We start from the raw sequence: 17,102 nt of genomic DNA, 5'->3' as shown, positions 1-17,102 counted from the left end.
AAAAATGACCGCTCAAAGCATTGATAAAAAGATAATTGCCGTTATAAATAGGAAAAAGCACGGTGCTATACTGTTTGCAAGTGATTTCGCGGATATGGGAGAGCAGAAGACCATCAACAAGGTTTTTGAGCGTATCACGTTGTCCGGAAAGATAATCCGTCTTGCAAGAGGTATTTATTGTAAGCCGAAAGTCGATACCGAGTTCGGCTTCGGAATCGTGTATCCCAGTGTGGATGATGTCGCACAAGCCATTGCCCAAAGGGATAAGTGTCGTATTGTGCCTACTGGGGACGCTGCATTGAACAAGCTCGGCCTCTCTACACAAGTGCCGATGAATGCGGTCTATTTCACCGATGGTACATCCCGAAGAATAAAAATATATAACGGTAGAGGTATTCTCTTCAAGCGTGTCGTACCCAAGAAGCTCAATTTCAAATCAGAACTTATCATGCTGATTACATTCGCCCTCCAGAGGCTGGGACAAGGCAACGTGAGTGAGGAACAACTCAACCGCATCAAACAATTACTATCCAATGAACCCCAAGAGCTGATTGCCGAGGACTTGAAACTTGTTCCGGGATGGATTCGCTCTATAATATTGAAGGCACTATGAATAAATTTCTGCAACTTCCGGCGGATACGCGCCGTACCATCTACGAACAAGTCAGTCTGCGGTTGGGCATTGATGACCCCAAGGCGATAGAAAAGGATATTTGGGTAACAGGGATTCTACAAGCGGTCTATACATTACCATATGCGGATAAGCTGGTTTTCAAAGGCGGATCATCTTTGAGCAAGGTGTGGAATTTGATTTCCAGGTTCTCGGAGGACATCGACCTTGCCATTGACCGAAGCGTTTTCGGCTTGGAAGGTGACTTGACCAAAAAGCAACTGAAGAAACTGCGTAAGGCATCATCGCTGTTTGTCAAGGAGGTCTTTGCTATGGATTTGCAGGAAATCGTCAATGAGAAAGGTCTGGCTGACCATTGCACGATAACGCCAGATCCGGACGGCGAAGGGGATGCAACCTATCCGGAACCACGCAAAGTGCATATCGCTTACGAATCGGTCTTTGGGAATACCGGCCCCGATTATTTGCAATCTGAGGTATTGCTGGAAATTGGTGCACGGTCGTTGTTCGAGCCTACTACCAAGGCAAAAGTAAAGTCTTTGGTAAGTAAAAATTCCACGATAGACACTTCAGTTGCGGATGTGGATATCATCTCGGCCGTACCGGAAAAGACCTTTTTGGAAAAAGCATTCCTGCTTCACGAGTTGTTTACTACCAACGGTTGCCGCCATGCCAATCGCAAGTCGCGCCATCTTTACGATCTGATGAAAATGATGGACGAGCCTTTTGCACAAAAAGCCGTCAGCGATGACGAGTTATGGAGCACCATACACCATCACAGGGAGCTGTTCACTTCCATCAAGGATGTGGACTATACGCCCGACATACGCAAACGTATCGTCCTGTTGCCTCCTGAAGAAGTGCTGAAAGTATGGCAAGATGACTATAAGGCCATGCAGGAGTCTATGATATACGGCGAGCATTTTACATTCGAGCAACTGATCTCAAAAATAGAGGAGTTGCAGACCAGATTCCGTTCAATTTGATTTTTGGGTTTGCAGTAATGCCGACACGCACTCCTGCTGCGTGGCCTTGATAAAGTCTAACAAGAGCATGGGATTGATGCTTTCGCCATTGAGTTTGCAAGTGATATGCAGATGTTCGCCCGTACTGCGACCTGTCGAGCCGGTGATTCCGACCACATCACGAGGATGAACCACCGCGCCTTTGACAGCAAGCACCCGTGAGAGGTGGCAATAGCTAATGAGGTAATTTCCGTGCTGCAAGGTCACGTATTTGCCGGAAGTTTTATCCTGTCCGACTTTCACGACCACACCGTCCAACATAACCAATACCTTTTCGCTTCGGGCATGGAGGTCGATGCCTCCGTGAAACTTCCTCTTTCCGGTAAACGGGTCTTTGCGATAGCCATAAGGGGAAGTAATTCGGATGCGACGCAGCGGATAAGACACGCTGAGATAACGGTCAATCCATATCTTCTTGCGGACATCGGCAGTTTCAGCCACCCCTAAAACTTCCGATGCCATTTCCTGTACGGGAACCGTGCTTCCGGGCATTGGCTCCGGCTTTTTCATATCCTCATGCAGGGCTTCCACTTTGTATCGTTGGGGTGTCGTGGCAATCGTGCAGAATTGCGCGTGAACGGGTATCGTACAGAACGAGACACCCGATATTATCATCAGTAAAATCTTTCTCATACGGCAAAATTACCACGTCCACTTTATAGCGGAAATAAATTACCTCTCTTTGTCTTGTTGTTTTGTGTTTTTTACGTCAATTAGTACGATTATATCATCGAAATCGTACTAATATCATAAAAATACTATATTCTAATCATTTATATAGTTGTGCTTTTTGCTTATCAAAATAAGGTGACACTATCTTTGTAGAAGTATAATTTTACAATATGAATATAGTATGAAAAAAGTACAATTTGAGTTTGAAGAATTACCCTTCCCGGCACTGGAACGATTCGGTCTTACCCGTGAGATGATCGAGGATTTGCCGATGCACGTATTGGACGATATTTGCAACGGACGACATTCCCCCGTACTTCCCGTGCGTATCACTGATGAAAAGGGTGAGCGAATCGAGAGCCGGAGCCGCTTCGCCATTATCCGCATGGACAACGGTCAGGCGGATGTGGTCTTCTATCCGGCACTGAAATCCTCGCCGTTGGAACGTTACGACGAAGCGCAGCAGAAACAGTTGCTCGCAGGTAAAGCGATTATCGCCGATGTGGAGATGGCGGACGGACGAAGCAGCAAGGCTTTCGTACAGATCGACACCGGGACGAAACAGGTGATGTATGTCCCCATGCCCATTATCGCACGCAACCTGAAGGTGCTGGCCGAAGTTATGCACCTCGGTGCGGTGGAGATAAACGGGATGCAGCATGGCGAACCGCTGACGGTTGTCGTGGACGATGAACCTGCCACTGTGGGAATCGACCTGCACGCCAAGACCGGCATCCGTTTCTGTTCGGGTGATGCGCAGCAATGGCGCAACCAGCCCAAGCGCGAGTGGGACAAGTACACCTTCGGTTGTTACGGCTGCTGGGTAATGGATAACGACGGGAATCTGGACTATGTTTCGGAAGAGGACTACACCGAAGAGATGTGGAACGAGCAGAAGAAAAGCGGTGAACGTAACCGTGCGGCAGCACTCCACAAGTAGAACCATCAATTCATAAGCTATGTCACAAAACGAATATTATCCCGAAGAGGTGCTCATCGAGAAGATGCAGAGCGGTGAGTACGGCTGGCTCGATTACGTCAATCATTTTTCCGCCGAATGGCAGGAAGAATATGTCGGCTATTGCCGGCAAAACAATCTGACTGTCTGCAACGATTCCGCCGCCGCGTTCGTCCGCCACAAGGATGAACAATTGGAGGCGGCAATGGAAAGCGGCGACGCATAATAACAACAATCATCCTATCAGACTATGGCGATACGAACGAATACCAATCCCCGGCAGATGGATTTGCAGCCCGAAATGCGCACTATGCTGATGCGCAACGGGCTGCAAGCCCATATTGCGTTTGACGGAGGGGGCTACCGGCTGATCGTGCAGGGGCATGATTCTCCGTTGCTGGTCTATCCGATTACCGAACGTCAGATGTTGGCTCTGACAGACTGGGGAACGAACACGGCCAACAAGAAAGCCTACAACGTGCTTACGAGCATCGTTGCCAAGGACTTTTACCTGCCTAAGAACTTCGTACATGCCCGCAATGCCAACGGGCGTGTGGCGATGGGGCTGCACGGTTACCGCATCGGCATCGGCGAATACGGGCACATGGGACGGCTGGGTATGCCCCCGCCGTTTCTCGGCTGGACACCTCGCAATCAGTGGGGTTTCCACCTGCGCAGGGTCGGTGGCCAGCTTTTCTTTCCGGGGCCATCCATCGTCCCCGAACGACCGGACGGTCGCATGAAGCCCGGCGAACTGCAATCGGGCGGCTACGGATTCTACTACAAAGGAGGACAACAGACGCAGCCTTTGCAACAACGAGACGTACTGCAGGACTTGCAGGCGGTCATCACGCCGATGGTCAGCCGACCACGCAGTCAGGAACCGGCACGGCCTTACAAGGAACTGATTACCTCTCCGGTCTATTTTTCCAACGAGAAATGGCAGGAGTGCCTTGCTTCTCACGGTCTTATCGTCGATACCGAGGCACGGACGCTTACCGTACAATCCGAAAAGGCTTCAGCCGACATGGTGTACGACCTGACGGATGATGAGATTGTCGTGCTGACCTCCAATTCCATCGAGGAGCAGCCCATCGAGAAACGGCTGGAAATTCTGAACAACGTTATTGGAGCCGATTTTGCCGAAAAGGTAACAATGGGGCATCTCGACAGCGAGCATCGCATATCCGTAGCCCTGCATCCTGAAGTACAGCGGGATTTGGAACACCGGCAACGACAGGAACAAGAATTATTCATGCCGCAGGAAACAGTCGTACAGCACGAGGATATGCAGAACGGAATCGGTGCGGCTGTGGACGGGCGTGACCTGCAGCTGCTAAATGATGGTAAAGGCTGGTATCGGGAAGAGAAACACGGTCGGGAGGTCGAAGTCGGCGAGATAGCCGTACAACCGGCAGAGACAGAGGGAAAATATAAAATGACCGCCGTTATAGACGGACAAGTTATCAGCCACGAGATAACTCAACGGGACTACAACAAATTTCTCGCGGTGGACGACTATCATCGAATGAAACTCTTTTCCAAGATTTTCAACGAGGTGGACATGAAGACACGCCCGGAAGCGCAGAGAGGCATCGGCACGAAAATCTTTGCCGCCCTGACCGCAGGTGCGGTGGTCGCAGCGGATGTTGCACACGGCTTCCACCATCATCACCATGCGTCGGAGTTCTATGGTGAACGTTTCGGCGGCCCTCCACGCCCTTACTTCAAGCCCGGTGTCGATACGCCGAGGGATGTGGCCATCCGATGCTTCGAGGCAGAGATGAACCGGGAAGTCAATGACATGAGAATGGGGAGGTAGAATATGAGAGAGGGCGAACTGACTTATAACGATTTTTTAAGCAGGCTGAACATTCAGGATGTGCTTATAGATGCCGGTTACCACCTGAACCGCCGAGACGGTTTGCGCTATCCCTCGTATGTCCGGTTAGACAGCGACGGACGGCGCATCCGCAACGACAAGTTCATCGTGACGCAGCAGGGCAAGTGCTGTTTCAAACCGCAACAGCAGAAATCATATAATATCATTTCCTTTATCAAGGAACATCCGCATTTCTTTGCGGAATACCATGCAGGCATTTCTCCGGACAGGCTTGTGAATCTCGTATGCAACCGGTTGCTGAACCATCCCATAGCGGAACGGGAAACACGGATTGTCCGTCCCCAAAAGGACATCAAGCCATTCAATATAGAGGACTATGACATCCATAAGTTCAATCCGCAGGATCGGGCGACGCAAAAGAAGTTCTATCCTTTCTTCAAGCATCGGGGCATCGACCTTTACACGCAATATGCCTTTCATCGGGATTTCTGTTTGGCAACGAAGCATCGCGCAGACGGCACGCAGTACACCAACCTGTCGTTTCACATGACACTTCCGCAGGGTGACGGGACGGTTGTTGGCTTTGAGGAACGCGGACGGCAGCGCATGGACGGCAGCGGCAGCTACAAAGGCAAAGCCGAGGGGAGCAATTCGAGCCAAGGTCTGTGGATCGCCAGCCCTGCTCGGACACCTCTTTCGGCAGCCAAGCATATCTACTGGTTCGAGAGCGCCTACGACGCAATGGCTTATTACCAACTTCATCAGGCCCAGAACAAGGATTTGCGCAAAGCGGTATTCGTATCTACAGGTGGCAACCCGACGGTCGAACAGATGCGCGGTGTGCTTTCTGCCACTCTTCCTGCCCGGCAGCACATCTGCTTCGATACCGACCTTGCGGGAATGGATTTTACCAAAAACCTGATGGATGAAAAATGTCGGGTGGTTCGTTCCATTATCGAGGAAACACCCGAACGCAAGCCCTATCTTGATACTGTCCCGAATGACAAGGACTTGGACAGTGGCGACATCGAACAATTACCCAAGGAATTGCAGTCGAGTTATGGAAAGTACGAATCCGCTTGGGAAGAAGCCATGTCCATGCGTTCGAGCGGTCTCTGCCATCCGGACGATATACAGGATCAGGTGGATGTAATGAACAAGCATTACAAGGAGTTCCGTGATGGACTACGGGAGTTTCTCGGTCTGGACAAAGCAAAGGATATATCCTGTGTCCGCGAACAACCGACCTATCCAAACAAGGACTGGAATGAGCAACTGCTGTCTGAACAGAAACAGGAAGAATCGGTCGATGAAACGCTGACACGAGAGCAACAATCAGAGGAAGAACAACAAACACGTTTTCACCGATGATGCCCAACCAGCCCATACGCTTTCAGAGTATCGTGCTGCAACCGCACCGGATACAATTCGTCATTGACGAACTGCCAGCCATTATCGTGTGTGCCGCAGGATGGATTTACGGAGGAATGGAGGGACGACCTTTCACCGCTTTTGCCGTATGGGTCGCCGTTTTGCTCTCCCTTGTGCTGCTGTACCGGCTCATCTATCTGCGTCGGACACGCTATTATATAGGCAGCGAGCAGATTATCAGTAAACACGGAGTATTGTCCCGAAAGACGGACTATATGGAGCAATACCGCATCGTGGATTTTGTGGAACACCAGAGCTTCATGCAACAGCTTTGCGGATTGAAGACGGTACGCATCTTCTCAACGGACAGGAACACGACCCGGCTTGATTTGGTCGGTATCAGGCGCAATCTTGATGTTGTGAGGCTCATCCGCGAACGGGTCGAATACAATAAACGAAAAAAGGGAATTTATGAGATTACGAATCACTAATCAGCATATCATAGCCGTGCTTGTGGCGTTGCTTGCCGGTTTGCTACCACAAGCGGCAAAGGCACAGATCGCGGCGTCCAATCCGTTGGAATGGATGGCGTTGGCAGAGGGCAACGAGGTGATAAACGGCCAAATTGAGAAGCAGATAAAGGGTCAGACGCAGACGGCATTGCTGCAGAACAGCATCGCCGCCGAGTTTAACCGCATCCACAAATGGGAGAAGCAGTACAACAGCTATCTCAAGACGGCCAGCGGTTATGCGTCGTCACTGAAAGCCTGCACTCACCTATATAATGACGGCGTGAGAATCTTCATTACGCTGGGAAAACTGGGCAAAGCCATCCGGAATAATCCGCAAGGCATCATCGCCGGCATGAGTATGAACAACCTGTATATCGAAACGGCGACGGAACTGGTTTCGGTCTTCACGCTCCTGAATGAAGCGGTAGCCAAGGGTGGCAATGAAAATATGCTCACGGGCGCAGAACGCAGCAAGACACTGTGGGCATTGAACGACAAGTTTTCCGCTTTCAACCGGAAATTGCACCTGCTCTATCTGAGCATACGGTATTATACTCTTAATGATTTATGGAATAATGTGACGGCCGGGATGCTCGACCGCAATAACGGGGAAGCGGCACGCATGGCCATGTCTCGTTGGCGCAGGGCAGCCGCCCTTGTACGATAAAATGAAACCGAAGATGAAACGGACAATTTGGATAGGTATTCTATTGCTGTGCATCGGTATCAGCAAGGTGCAGGCGCAGAACGACCCCGTGCTTGCCGGTATGATTCTGCTCTATACCGATAAGGCTGAAAAAGAGCTGAAAAATCAGGAAAAGGTCATGCTGATGCAGACCACCGGCCATCTATGGACGAAAGAGGAAGTGAAAGCCACGACCGACCTGCAACGGGAGTTCAACAATTATCTGGACTCCTTCCGCTCGATTGTCTGCTATGCAGCGCAGATTTACGGGTTCTACCATGAAATATCAAAGCTGACGGACAACATGGGCGACTTTACCAGGCAGGTAAGCCGAAACAGTCCCAATGCGTTGGCAGTTGCTCTCTCGACGCAACGGAATCGAATTTACCGGGAACTGATTATGAATAGTGTGGAAATCGTGAATGACATCCGTATGGCGTGCCTGTCGGATAACAAGATGACGGAAAAGGAGCGCATGGAAATCGTCTTCGGCATCCGTCCGAAACTCAAGATGATGAACAAGAAACTGCAACGGCTCACTAAGGCGGTGAAATATACCACGATGGGCGATATATGGCGGGAGATTGACGAAGGTTCCCGCCCCGTCACCGACAAACGGGACATCGTGGAAGCGGCCAAAAGACGCTGGCGGCAGATAGGAAGAAATGTAAGGCCTTAAAAAAAGAGAGATATGGGATTCTGGAACACAGTATTGAAATACGGCGGCAAGGCCGCAAAAGGTGTCGGTACGGCAACAACAGCAACCGGCAAGAGTGTGGGCAAGGCAATACTGACCCCCTCGCAGACATTACGTGGCGCAGGTCAGGCCGTCAAGACCGCAACCATCGGTGGAGCGGTCGGTTATGTGGGTTGGGAAAAGCTGACCTCCGACAAAAGCGTTGTCCGTATCGTGAGTGATGCCGTTGTCGGCGAATCCGTCACTGACGCTATCGCAGGCACGGCAGACAATGTGCGTGAGATTAAAGACAAAGCCGGGGAAGCGGTCAGTGCGGTAAGCGGTGCGGTGGCCGGTATCGACAACAAACTGGACGGTGTATCGAATTTTCTGCGCGGAGCTTCCGGCGGCGGTCTCTCCGATATGTTCGGCAACTTCTTCCGCAACCTCGGCAGCGGCAACGTGTCTGGACTGAGTATTGCGGGGTTAATCGCCGCCGCATTCCTCATATTCGGACGCTTCGGATGGTTAGGCAAGATTGCAGGCGCGTTCCTCGGCATGATGCTTATCGGCAATAATGCTGGTATCTTTCGCACATCGGTTCCGGAGAGCGTAGCGAGAGGGCAATCACCGTCCGTTCCGGTCGAGGAACAAAACCATAGCGGAGGGATGAGAAGATAGTATAACGAACCAACGATAATAAAGAATGAAATATACAGAAGAAATGATCCTGCACTCCGAGAGCGGCTACTGTATGCCTTTCGAGGAACCGCAGGGAAAGGACGTGGAGCTGTCGCTCGGTTACGGCGAGCAGACGGATTCCGCTACGGGAGAGAAATTCTTTCATCACGGCATCGACTTCAACGTGCGGTGCTATATGCTTTCGGCCATAGCAAGCGGTATCGTGTCGGGCGTGGGCAACGACCCTGTACACGGCATCTGCCAGACCATCCGTTATGGAGCGTATGAAGTGACATACGGGCACTTGTCGAACATCTTTGCCCAATTCGGGCAGCGGGTCAAGGCTGGACAGACCGTAGCCCTGAGCGGTGAGAAGTTGCATCTTGAAGTCCGCTTCAAAGACGAGGAGCTGAACCCGTTGGAGTTCCTGACCATGCTGTACGGGAATATCCGGGCAATGCGTCAGGCGGGAGGATACGATACGGATTCTTCATTCGATTCGGGCATGGCATTCCAGACTGATTATGAAAAGGATAAGAGGGAAATAGAAGAACTGATGCTACGTTTCTTGCCGTATTACATGGAGGATTTGCGACGTGGAGCATACAAACTGCCCGAACATACGGAACAATCACTCCGCCATATCTTCACGATGGGCGCGATGAAGGAGTATTTCTACGAGAATATACCGAGTATGGCCAATCCGCTCGGACTGGGACATAAAGCCATGCCTCTCGCTTGCAAGGTGCAGAACCTGCTCATCGGGGACTTCCTGAATTATCTCGCCTTGCGGCATGAGGTTTACCTCCCCTCAATGGGCGGTGACGTAAAAAAAAACTTTATGACGAAGCCGTAACGTTCGGCGGTCTCATTGACCCGTTGGCGGAACTGGATATCGACATACAGAGTTTCGATATACCGAGGATTGTTTCGGTATATCCCGACCGGGCAGGTGTGCGGTGGTGGACGAAAGCATGGTTCAATAACCGTGAAGAGGGTGAAACCTCTGTAGAGATAGAACGGGAACAGGCTATACGCTTCATACATGACAACATCGAAAAGGACGAATGGCTGGAAGAGTTCTTCCCACGCCAGATGGAGGTTTATCACAACGCCATCGAGCAGACGAAAGAACAACTGTTGAAACAAATAAATATATAAGGATACTATATGGATGGAATCAAGCATAGCCGGCAATTTGCGGAGATAGAACGCCTTGTGAGCGACTATTTCCAGTGCCACCTCGCACCCGTCATGTCGAAGACACAGGCTTATCTCACGAAGAAACAAGGCGAGGAAATGAAGGAGTATTCCACCTCTTTGGGCGGCATACTGAGCATGATGGCGTCTTCGGCACAGCCGATGAGCGACCCTTATCAGGTACTCAAAGTTACGGGCGAATGGAACTCGAAAACAACAGAAGATTACATTGTAATGTGCAAGGAGAAGATCTCCAAGGCTACCGATATACAGCAGGATCTTGCATATCTGGCCGGGAAATGGCGCGATTCCGTCGTGCAGGAGGTGGGGCGGGCACGGTACGAGGCCTTGTCCGAACAGCTCGGCGGTGACCTTGCCTACGCATACATGGACTACCGTGTGGAACAACTGATGATTGACAAACTGGTCAAGGAGCGTATGCCCAAGTCCTCGGCCGACTACATCATACGAAAGGCGGCGCAGTCGAGCCTTCTCGGACTGTCGCAAACGTTGAGCCGTTCGCCGCTTGCCGAAGAGATTGAAGCTCGTGGAGAAGCGGCCTACCGCCCCAGCAAACTGGAAAAAGGAGCCGGACACGTACTGGGCGCATCGGCGGATGCTGTTATGATGGGCGGTGTGGGTTCGTGGGCATCACTCGCCAAGTTCATTGGTGCGGACGTGGCAATATCGGCAGTTGCCTCGCGTTTCGAGCCGAAGAAACATGAAACGCTCTCTGTAGAGCAGTGCATCAGCAAGGGAGTGTTCGGCAGCGAACGAAATGTATTTGATGGTTTCCGTAAGGAAGCGGCAACAATACAGACCGGAAAGAGCGAGCTTATAACAGCGACCAATGACCAATTAAAGAAAAAAATACCTGTTTTGAACTTTGATTTTTCAGGATGGATGCACTCATGGAACGACAATCCTTTCGGGATAAACGGGTTTCGTGAATTTAAGATAAGCGGATTCAATGAAAAGGAACAAGGGAAAGATACACACCACAAGAACGTGCCTCTGGTTGTCGCACCGGGACAGGAAGAAGCCTACTTGAACGATTTAGCGAAAATGAACGGTACGGCGGCCAAGCTCAAGTCGGAGCAGATGCAACCGGAAGCGGAACAGAAGGAAAAGGTGGAAACTGAGGAACCACAGCCCGTTATTTCTCCAGAAAAAAACATACCGGGAAAACAGACGGATCAGGCCAACACGAACGGATGGAGTGGATTGCTCGGTACGTTGGGACTGGATGGTATGAGCGATATCACGGGTAACCTCGGATATGTCATGGCTATGTTACCGGACATTTTGTTGGGGGCATTTACTGGAAAGACACAATCGTTGCGTTTTGGGGATAACCTGTTACCGATAGCGAGTATCGTGGCGGGTATGTTCGTGCGTAATCCATTGCTGAAAATGCTCCTTGTTGGTCTGGGCGGCATGAATTTGCTGAACAAAGCAGGACACGAGGCTTTACAAGGGAGAGTAGAGGGAAAACTACAGGCGGTTGCCGGAAACGATGTACAGTACCGACGCTATGCGGATGAGCCGTTGAATCCACGCATCATAAATCCGATTCTTCAAGGGAGCACGCTTATCGCCACAATAGACCGTGTTCCATATACTATCCAACTTACACCGACCGTTGCAGATGCCTACCGTAACGGGGCTTTACCATTGAATACGTTGGCCAACGCCGTGCTTGCCAAAAGTGACCAGCTTCGCCGGATTGCATCGCAGAATTACGATGACGGACAGCAGGAAACCATCGTGCGCACGCGAGGCATCCAATAATTTCACGAACAATAAACGCATAATTATATGAAAGAAAAGTCATCAATCGAAAAGAAAGCCGAGGAGAAGCAAATCGACTTGCTGTCCAAGGCTTTGAGTGAGGCATCGAACGCCGGAGGGCACTGGCTGAACGCTTCGGGTAAGAAATTTCCGCGCCTCTATCCGCAGGGGGTATCCGCCAGCCCGTTCAATGCACTGTTCATGGCGTTGCATTCGGACAGATACGGTTGCAAAACCAACCTGTTCACGCTCTACACTGATGCCAAGGCGCGAGGCACGGCGGTAAGGGAGCATGAGCAGGGTGTCCCGTTCCTTTTCTACAACTGGAACAAATACGTCAATCGGAACAATCCGGAAGAGACCATCGACCGTACTGCCTATCTTCAATTAAGTGAAAAGCAGAAAGCGCAGTTCAAGGGTATCCATAACCGGGAGATCCGCACGCTTTTCAATATCGACCAAACGACACAGCCATACGTGGACAAGGAAGGTTACGAGGAAGCGGTGGCACAGGACGGTACTGCCCAAGAAAGAGGCTACACCGAAGCTGACAACCGCCGGCTACGCAGCCTGTTCAATGATTTTCTGCAGAAAATGCGGGACAATCTCGTTCCCGTGCGCTCGGACGGCAGCGGCGTCCCTCATTACGAGACGGACAAAGATGCGGTCTATATGCCGCGCCAAAAGGATTTCGTGCATTACCACGACTATGTGCAGGAAGCGTTGCGGCAGATCGTGAGTGCTACGGGACACCAGCAACGGCTTGCACGGGAAGGCATGGTGATGAAAAACGGCACGGCTCCATCGGAGGATGCGGTGAAATACGAACGGCTTGTCGTGGAAGTGGCTTCCGGAATCAAAATGTTAGAGCTGGGACTGCCTGCCCGCCTGTCCGATGAAAGCCTTAAGACGGTAGACTACTGGTGTCGGGAGTTCAAGGAGAATCCATGCCTGATGGATGCGCTCGAAAGCGATGTGAACAATGCGCTCGAAGCCATCCGCAAGGCGGAACGTGGCGAGAAAATCGAGTATGCTACGATGCGTAACAGACGGCAGACATCGACCATGCAGGAGCAGATGCCCAAGCACTATTTCGTGGCGAACGAAATAAGTCGCCATCCCGACAAAGAGGCAAAAAGTATCGTCCTCGTCATCGACCGGCAGAATAAATCTGCGGATGTCATCCTGCCAGCCGGAGCTTCCACAGAGACGAACAACGAGATTCCTGGCATGAACAAAGGACGTATCGAACGGGCTTTGCAGAAAGAGGGAATCGAGCAGGTGCATTTTTATAATAACAATGGTGCATTGGGGTACAGACCAGATGACGGTTACTTTGCAGAGAAATTGGTAACATTGGCCCGGTTAAAGAACCGCACGTTGGAAATGCTCTCCACGCTGGATGTGTCATCAGCCGTCAAACGGGCGAACGAGGTCGGTTTCGATGCCGTGCAAATGATTCAGGATGACAAGAACCGCTGGGCACTTTATATCAAGCCCGAAAACAAGAACGGGTACAGCGTATATCCCGACAAGGAGGACGTGAACCGTTTTTTCTCCACGCTCAAGCAGGCGATGGATAACCTCGACAAGGTGCGCATGGAACTGGCATACAAGTATTACGCTTTGGCAGAGGTCAAACCCGACCTGAAAGTGGATTTGTTCGGCAGCCCGACACCGGAAATTGACCTGAACCGGATTCAACGTGTGTCCGTCTTCAAAACCAAGCAGGACGGTATTCAGTGTGTGGCAACCATAGACGGACAGAAGCTGCAGCCCCGCAGCGTTACTCCGCAGCAATGGCAGCGGATGTGGGTGGCGGAAGACAAAAACGAATATAAACGCCATCTGGCTGCCACGCTGTTTGCTGACGTACTGCAAAGGGGGCAGTCAGTCAGAGAACAGAAACAGGAAGAAAATGTACAACACCAGAATGAGACGGTGGTGGAAAATCATACGGAGGAGACGAAAAACGAAGAAAAGGTTTCCGTACAGCGTCAGTTCTGGGACAAGCTCAAGGCACAACACCCCGATGCCCTGCAACTGATCCGCACAGGTGATGTGTACCGGCTCTATAATGAGGATGCCGTAAAGGGTGCGGAGGTATTGGGTATCGCGATAAAAGAAAATCCGGAACGTGGCTTCTCGTCTTCCGCAGAGTTCCCGAAGGAAGAACTTGACAGCCATCTGCCCAAACTCGTGCGTGCCGGCCAGCGTGTCGCTATCTGTGAACAAGCTGCAGAACAACAAGACATCGAGCAGGAAACACATCGGGGGATTCGTAGATAAGGAGAAATAGTATGAGCAGAAATCAGGAATATGCACAGCAGTATGCGGAGTATGCAATGGAACAGATGCGCAGGTACGGAATACCCGCTTCGGTGACATTGGCGCAAGGAATTTTGGAGAGCAGCAACGGAAGGAGTCGGCTGGCACAGAACGAGAACAACCACTTCGGTATTAAGGCCACGCCTTCATGGATTGCCGAAGGCGGCAGATACAGTCTGTATTCGGACGACAAACCCGACGAAAAATTTTGCAGCTATGACAGCGTGGGCGATTCATACGAACACCACTCCCGTTTTTTGAAGGAGAACAGCCGCTATGCCGGTTGCTTCAAGCTGTCCCCGGACGATTATAAGGGCTGGGCACAAAGCATCGAGAAGGCCGGTTACGCCACTGGTGGCAGGTACGCCGAGAATCTGCAAAAAATCATCGAACAGAACGGCTTGCAGCAGTATGACCGGTTGGTCATGCAGGAGATGGCAGCTCAAGGCAGAAAGTTCGGTGTAGAGAACAATCCGCTCCGTGCATCCGGAGAGGTGACGAATGCAAACAGCTACTCGTTCCCTGTCGAACGCAAAGAGTTCCTTTTCGTGACCTCACCTTTCGGTATGCGGCAAGACCCGATGGACGGTACAAAACAGCAGATGCACAAGGGTGTCGATATACGGTGTAATGGCGACACAGTACTGGCAACGGAGAATGGCGGCAAAGTTATAGCCGTCAATCACAATAAGAACACGCCCGGCGGTAAGTCGCTGACGGTGGAATATGCCCGTGCCGATGGCAGCAAGGTACAATGTACCTATATGCACCTACGCGAGGTTTCCGTAAAAGTCGGCGATTTGGTTCAAGCCGGTGGGCGGCTCGGCATATCTGGCAACACAGGGACACGGACAACGGGTGAGCATCTGCACTTCGGTGTGGCGAACATTTATGCTGACGGGACACGCCGTGACATAGACCCAGCAGCGTATCTGGCGGAAATCGCCCAAAAGGGACAGCTCAAACAACAAATGCTGCACAACGGCAATGACCTGCTTGCCAAATATAAGGGAACTGAAGAGTTGTCGGCCGACAAGAATCTTTCACCTGACGGATGGATGAAGAAACTGCTCTCCTCGGAGGACAGCGGCGTGGGCTTGTCGGGATGCAACGACCCGATTGTGGAAATGGCTATGACCGCTTTCGCCTCCCTGATGCTTCTGGCAACACAGATTGACAATCGGAACGAGGAAGAGCAGAAAGCGGCAATATCGGTGGCTATGGACTCCCGGAACATCGACTTGAAGCCGTTGTTACCGAACATGAAAAACTGTGACCTGACCATCGGCGAAAACGGCAAAGCCATTCTACGGGTGGACAATGGAGAACTGCGTGTCTCACGTGAGCTGACTGCCGCCGAACTGAGCCGGTTGTCGGCCACGTTGAACAATCACGCTCTTCCGGAGGAGACCAGACGGATGCGTATTGCCGGTATGCTGAACACGATTATCCTGTCGGAGGCGGCCTCACAGAATTTCGAGCAAGGGATGTCCCAACAACAGGGTCAGACGGAGAACCTGAGAAGATAAAGGCGTGGCGATATGATAAAATGCGTGATGATACAGCTATGCAAATGTCTGGCAGGGATTTCCATTCTTGCCCAGCACGTCCTGTTCTGCTATCATCTGTTCGGATGGATAGCGACGCTTGTTATCGTGGGCGTGCAACTGGTTATCGCCGGATGGATAGTCTGGGCGATGATACGCGCTCCCGATTAGTCCCATGCTTCCATAGTTCAACATCAATAAACCCCATGTCTCACTTGTCGGATGATCCATGTATCATTAAAGACAGAAAACAGATGATTAAATGTAATGTTACGGTATGCGGCATTATCAGCCGCGATGCGTCGATGCGCACGAACAAGGATGGAAAGGCATTTCTGACCTTTCCGCTCAAGGTCACGGTTCCGGGAACGGGCGGCCAGAATATGAATATCGAGGTGGATGTCCGCAAGGACGGCAGTCAGGAAGAGACCGCCGGCTATCGGAACGGCTCGCATGTCGAAGTGAAGGGTACGATGTATCTCAAACGCCGGAGTGAGAAACTCTATTTCAACCTTTTCGCCAATGAGGTGTGCAATGCTTCGGCGGATGACGCGGATGGTATCAAGGGCGAACTGGTATTTCGTGGTAAGGTGGGTCAGAACATCGAGGAAAAAAAGGATAAGAAAGAACATCCCTACACGGTGTTCTCGGCATTCAGTGCGGAGAAGGTCGAGAACGGCTTCGAGTACCAGTGGGTGCGCTTCTTCTGTTTCGGTTACGAACGTGAGGAGTGGTTGCAGTCCGGTGTGAAGGTGGACGCCAAAGGGGAAATGAACCTGTCGGCACACAACGGTAAAATCAACCTGTCTTGCAAAGTAGAAGAACTTACGCAGCATGTGTCGGATTCGTCTAACCACAATCAGTAACACTTATGGCTGGGTACAGAAAAAAGAATGCCGACGGGCCTAACAGCGAGGATAAGGCTCTTGACCTGTTCGCGGAAATGATGATCGAGAAAATCGAGAGCATCCGTAAGGACTGGAAAAAGCCTTGGTTCACCGAGGGCGCGTTGCAATGGCCGAAAAATCTTTCAGGGCGCGAGTATAACGGCATGAACGCTTTTATGCGTGCGTCCAGAATGGTCGCATAGTAAATATCTCTGTGGCAAGAGATTAGAATAGGATACAATATGTTCTACTCCCAACTGAATAAGCCCCGAGCGAAAGCAAAAGGTGAAAACAG

The 17,102-nt window shown here is 51.1% G+C and carries 17 protein-coding genes and 3 pseudogenes; 19 read left to right on the top strand and 1 reads right to left on the bottom strand.

Annotated features, from left to right (window positions below):
* Nucleotides 1-4: 4 nt before the first annotated feature.
* Complete coding sequence (locus H8S64_RS11465) at nt 5-613, top strand: DUF6088 family protein (protein ID WP_186976194.1); 609 nt, start codon at nt 5-7, stop codon at nt 611-613.
* Entirely contained in the window at nt 610-1,617 is a 1,008-nt protein-coding gene (locus tag H8S64_RS11460; RefSeq protein WP_186976193.1) for a nucleotidyl transferase AbiEii/AbiGii toxin family protein, read from the top strand. Before H8S64_RS11465 ends, H8S64_RS11460 begins: the two co-directional genes overlap by 4 nt.
* Here the strand turns inward: H8S64_RS11460 and H8S64_RS11455 are convergent.
* Nucleotides 1,609-2,289 (bottom strand): M23 family metallopeptidase, encoded by a 681-nt coding sequence (locus H8S64_RS11455; protein WP_186976192.1) that lies wholly within the window; start codon nt 2,287-2,289, stop codon nt 1,609-1,611. The genes H8S64_RS11460 and H8S64_RS11455 overlap by 9 nt on opposite strands.
* Nucleotides 2,290-2,509: 220 nt before the next feature.
* Between H8S64_RS11455 and H8S64_RS11450 the strand changes: the two genes are divergently transcribed.
* The 17 genes and pseudogenes from H8S64_RS11450 to H8S64_RS11375 all read left to right on the top strand — a co-directional run.
* The gene (locus H8S64_RS11450; protein WP_186976191.1) at nt 2,510-3,268 is read left to right on the top strand and encodes a DUF4099 domain-containing protein; all 759 of its coding nucleotides are present in this window, start codon (nt 2,510-2,512) and stop codon (nt 3,266-3,268) included.
* A gap of 19 nt (nt 3,269-3,287) precedes the next feature.
* On the top strand, nt 3,288-3,512 hold the full coding sequence (locus H8S64_RS11445; RefSeq protein WP_117703399.1) for a hypothetical protein: 225 nt from the start codon (nt 3,288-3,290) through the stop codon (nt 3,510-3,512).
* A gap of 24 nt (nt 3,513-3,536) precedes the next feature.
* Nucleotides 3,537-5,108: a hypothetical protein gene (locus H8S64_RS11440; RefSeq protein WP_186976190.1), complete on the top strand. Its 1,572-nt coding sequence runs from the start codon at nt 3,537-3,539 to the stop codon at nt 5,106-5,108.
* Nucleotides 5,109-5,111: 3 nt separating this feature from the next.
* Complete coding sequence (locus H8S64_RS11435; protein WP_117703397.1) at nt 5,112-6,500, top strand: toprim domain-containing protein; 1,389 nt, start codon at nt 5,112-5,114, stop codon at nt 6,498-6,500.
* Nucleotides 6,497-6,991, top strand: a complete 495-nt coding sequence (locus H8S64_RS11430; protein WP_186976189.1) for a PH domain-containing protein — start codon at nt 6,497-6,499, stop codon at nt 6,989-6,991. The genes H8S64_RS11435 and H8S64_RS11430 overlap by 4 nt, the downstream gene beginning before the upstream one ends.
* Complete coding sequence (locus H8S64_RS11425) at nt 6,972-7,679, top strand: hypothetical protein (protein ID WP_186976188.1); 708 nt, start codon at nt 6,972-6,974, stop codon at nt 7,677-7,679. Before H8S64_RS11430 ends, H8S64_RS11425 begins: the two co-directional genes overlap by 20 nt.
* Before the next feature lie 13 nt (nt 7,680-7,692).
* Nucleotides 7,693-8,376: a hypothetical protein gene (locus tag H8S64_RS11420; RefSeq protein ID WP_186976187.1), complete on the top strand. Its 684-nt coding sequence runs from the start codon at nt 7,693-7,695 to the stop codon at nt 8,374-8,376.
* Between the two features lie 12 nt (nt 8,377-8,388).
* Nucleotides 8,389-9,054 (top strand): hypothetical protein, encoded by a 666-nt coding sequence (locus H8S64_RS11415; protein ID WP_186976186.1) that lies wholly within the window; start codon nt 8,389-8,391, stop codon nt 9,052-9,054.
* Between the two features lie 25 nt (nt 9,055-9,079).
* Nucleotides 9,080-9,910 (top strand): M23 family metallopeptidase, encoded by an 831-nt coding sequence (locus H8S64_RS11410; RefSeq protein WP_186976185.1) that lies wholly within the window; start codon nt 9,080-9,082, stop codon nt 9,908-9,910.
* A 23-nt stretch (nt 9,911-9,933) separates the two neighbouring features.
* On the top strand, nt 9,934-10,215 hold the full coding sequence (locus H8S64_RS11405; protein ID WP_186976184.1) for a hypothetical protein: 282 nt from the start codon (nt 9,934-9,936) through the stop codon (nt 10,213-10,215).
* A gap of 9 nt (nt 10,216-10,224) precedes the next feature.
* A pseudogene (locus H8S64_RS22915) lies at nt 10,225-11,143 on the top strand (hypothetical protein); the annotation flags it as partial.
* A 236-nt stretch (nt 11,144-11,379) separates the two neighbouring features.
* Nucleotides 11,380-12,045: pseudogene (locus tag H8S64_RS22910) on the top strand (hypothetical protein); the annotation flags it as partial.
* Between the two features lie 27 nt (nt 12,046-12,072).
* Nucleotides 12,073-14,334, top strand: a complete 2,262-nt coding sequence (locus tag H8S64_RS11395) for a MutS N-terminal domain-containing protein (protein WP_186976182.1) — start codon at nt 12,073-12,075, stop codon at nt 14,332-14,334.
* 11 nt (nt 14,335-14,345) lie between these two features.
* Complete coding sequence (locus H8S64_RS11390; RefSeq protein WP_186976181.1) at nt 14,346-15,902, top strand: glucosaminidase domain-containing protein; 1,557 nt, start codon at nt 14,346-14,348, stop codon at nt 15,900-15,902.
* Between the two features lie 12 nt (nt 15,903-15,914).
* The gene (locus H8S64_RS11385; protein ID WP_186976180.1) at nt 15,915-16,091 is read left to right on the top strand and encodes a hypothetical protein; all 177 of its coding nucleotides are present in this window, start codon (nt 15,915-15,917) and stop codon (nt 16,089-16,091) included.
* An 83-nt stretch (nt 16,092-16,174) separates the two neighbouring features.
* On the top strand, nt 16,175-16,786 hold the full coding sequence (locus tag H8S64_RS11380) for a hypothetical protein (protein WP_186976179.1): 612 nt from the start codon (nt 16,175-16,177) through the stop codon (nt 16,784-16,786).
* A 5-nt stretch (nt 16,787-16,791) separates the two neighbouring features.
* Nucleotides 16,792-16,986: pseudogene (locus tag H8S64_RS11375) on the top strand (ArdC family protein); the annotation flags it as partial.
* Nucleotides 16,987-17,102: the final 116 nt, after the last annotated feature.

The organism is Butyricimonas hominis, from assembly GCF_014287455.1.
GTDB lineage: Bacteria > Bacteroidota > Bacteroidia > Bacteroidales > Marinifilaceae > Butyricimonas > Butyricimonas muris.
The sequence above is the reverse complement of the archived record's forward strand: the minus strand, read 5'-3'. Positions and strand labels throughout refer to the sequence as shown.

Bases quoted from the DNA above. Each gene is read 5' to 3' on its own strand.
- H8S64_RS11380 (WP_186976179.1), top strand. From the start codon at position 16,175: ATGATTAAATGTAATGTTACGGTATGCGGCATTATCAGCCGCGATGCG.
- H8S64_RS11420 (WP_186976187.1), top strand. From the start codon at position 7,693: ATGAAACGGACAATTTGGATAGGTATTCTATTGCTGTGCATCGGTATC.
- H8S64_RS11440 (WP_186976190.1), top strand. From the start codon at position 3,537: ATGGCGATACGAACGAATACCAATCCCCGGCAGATGGATTTGCAGCCC.
- H8S64_RS11430 (WP_186976189.1), top strand. From the start codon at position 6,497: ATGATGCCCAACCAGCCCATACGCTTTCAGAGTATCGTGCTGCAACCG.
- H8S64_RS11385 (WP_186976180.1), top strand. From the start codon at position 15,915: ATGATAAAATGCGTGATGATACAGCTATGCAAATGTCTGGCAGGGATT.
- H8S64_RS11460 (WP_186976193.1), top strand. From the start codon at position 610: ATGAATAAATTTCTGCAACTTCCGGCGGATACGCGCCGTACCATCTAC.
- H8S64_RS11395 (WP_186976182.1), top strand. From the start codon at position 12,073: ATGAAAGAAAAGTCATCAATCGAAAAGAAAGCCGAGGAGAAGCAAATC.
- H8S64_RS11465 (WP_186976194.1), top strand. From the start codon at position 5: ATGACCGCTCAAAGCATTGATAAAAAGATAATTGCCGTTATAAATAGG.
- H8S64_RS11455 (WP_186976192.1), bottom strand. From the start codon at position 2,289: ATGAGAAAGATTTTACTGATGATAATATCGGGTGTCTCGTTCTGTACG.
- H8S64_RS11435 (WP_117703397.1), top strand. From the start codon at position 5,112: ATGAGAGAGGGCGAACTGACTTATAACGATTTTTTAAGCAGGCTGAAC.
- H8S64_RS11425 (WP_186976188.1), top strand. From the start codon at position 6,972: ATGAGATTACGAATCACTAATCAGCATATCATAGCCGTGCTTGTGGCG.
- H8S64_RS11415 (WP_186976186.1), top strand. From the start codon at position 8,389: ATGGGATTCTGGAACACAGTATTGAAATACGGCGGCAAGGCCGCAAAA.
- H8S64_RS11410 (WP_186976185.1), top strand. From the start codon at position 9,080: ATGAAATATACAGAAGAAATGATCCTGCACTCCGAGAGCGGCTACTGT.
- H8S64_RS11450 (WP_186976191.1), top strand. From the start codon at position 2,510: ATGAAAAAAGTACAATTTGAGTTTGAAGAATTACCCTTCCCGGCACTG.
- H8S64_RS11390 (WP_186976181.1), top strand. From the start codon at position 14,346: ATGAGCAGAAATCAGGAATATGCACAGCAGTATGCGGAGTATGCAATG.
- H8S64_RS11445 (WP_117703399.1), top strand. From the start codon at position 3,288: ATGTCACAAAACGAATATTATCCCGAAGAGGTGCTCATCGAGAAGATG.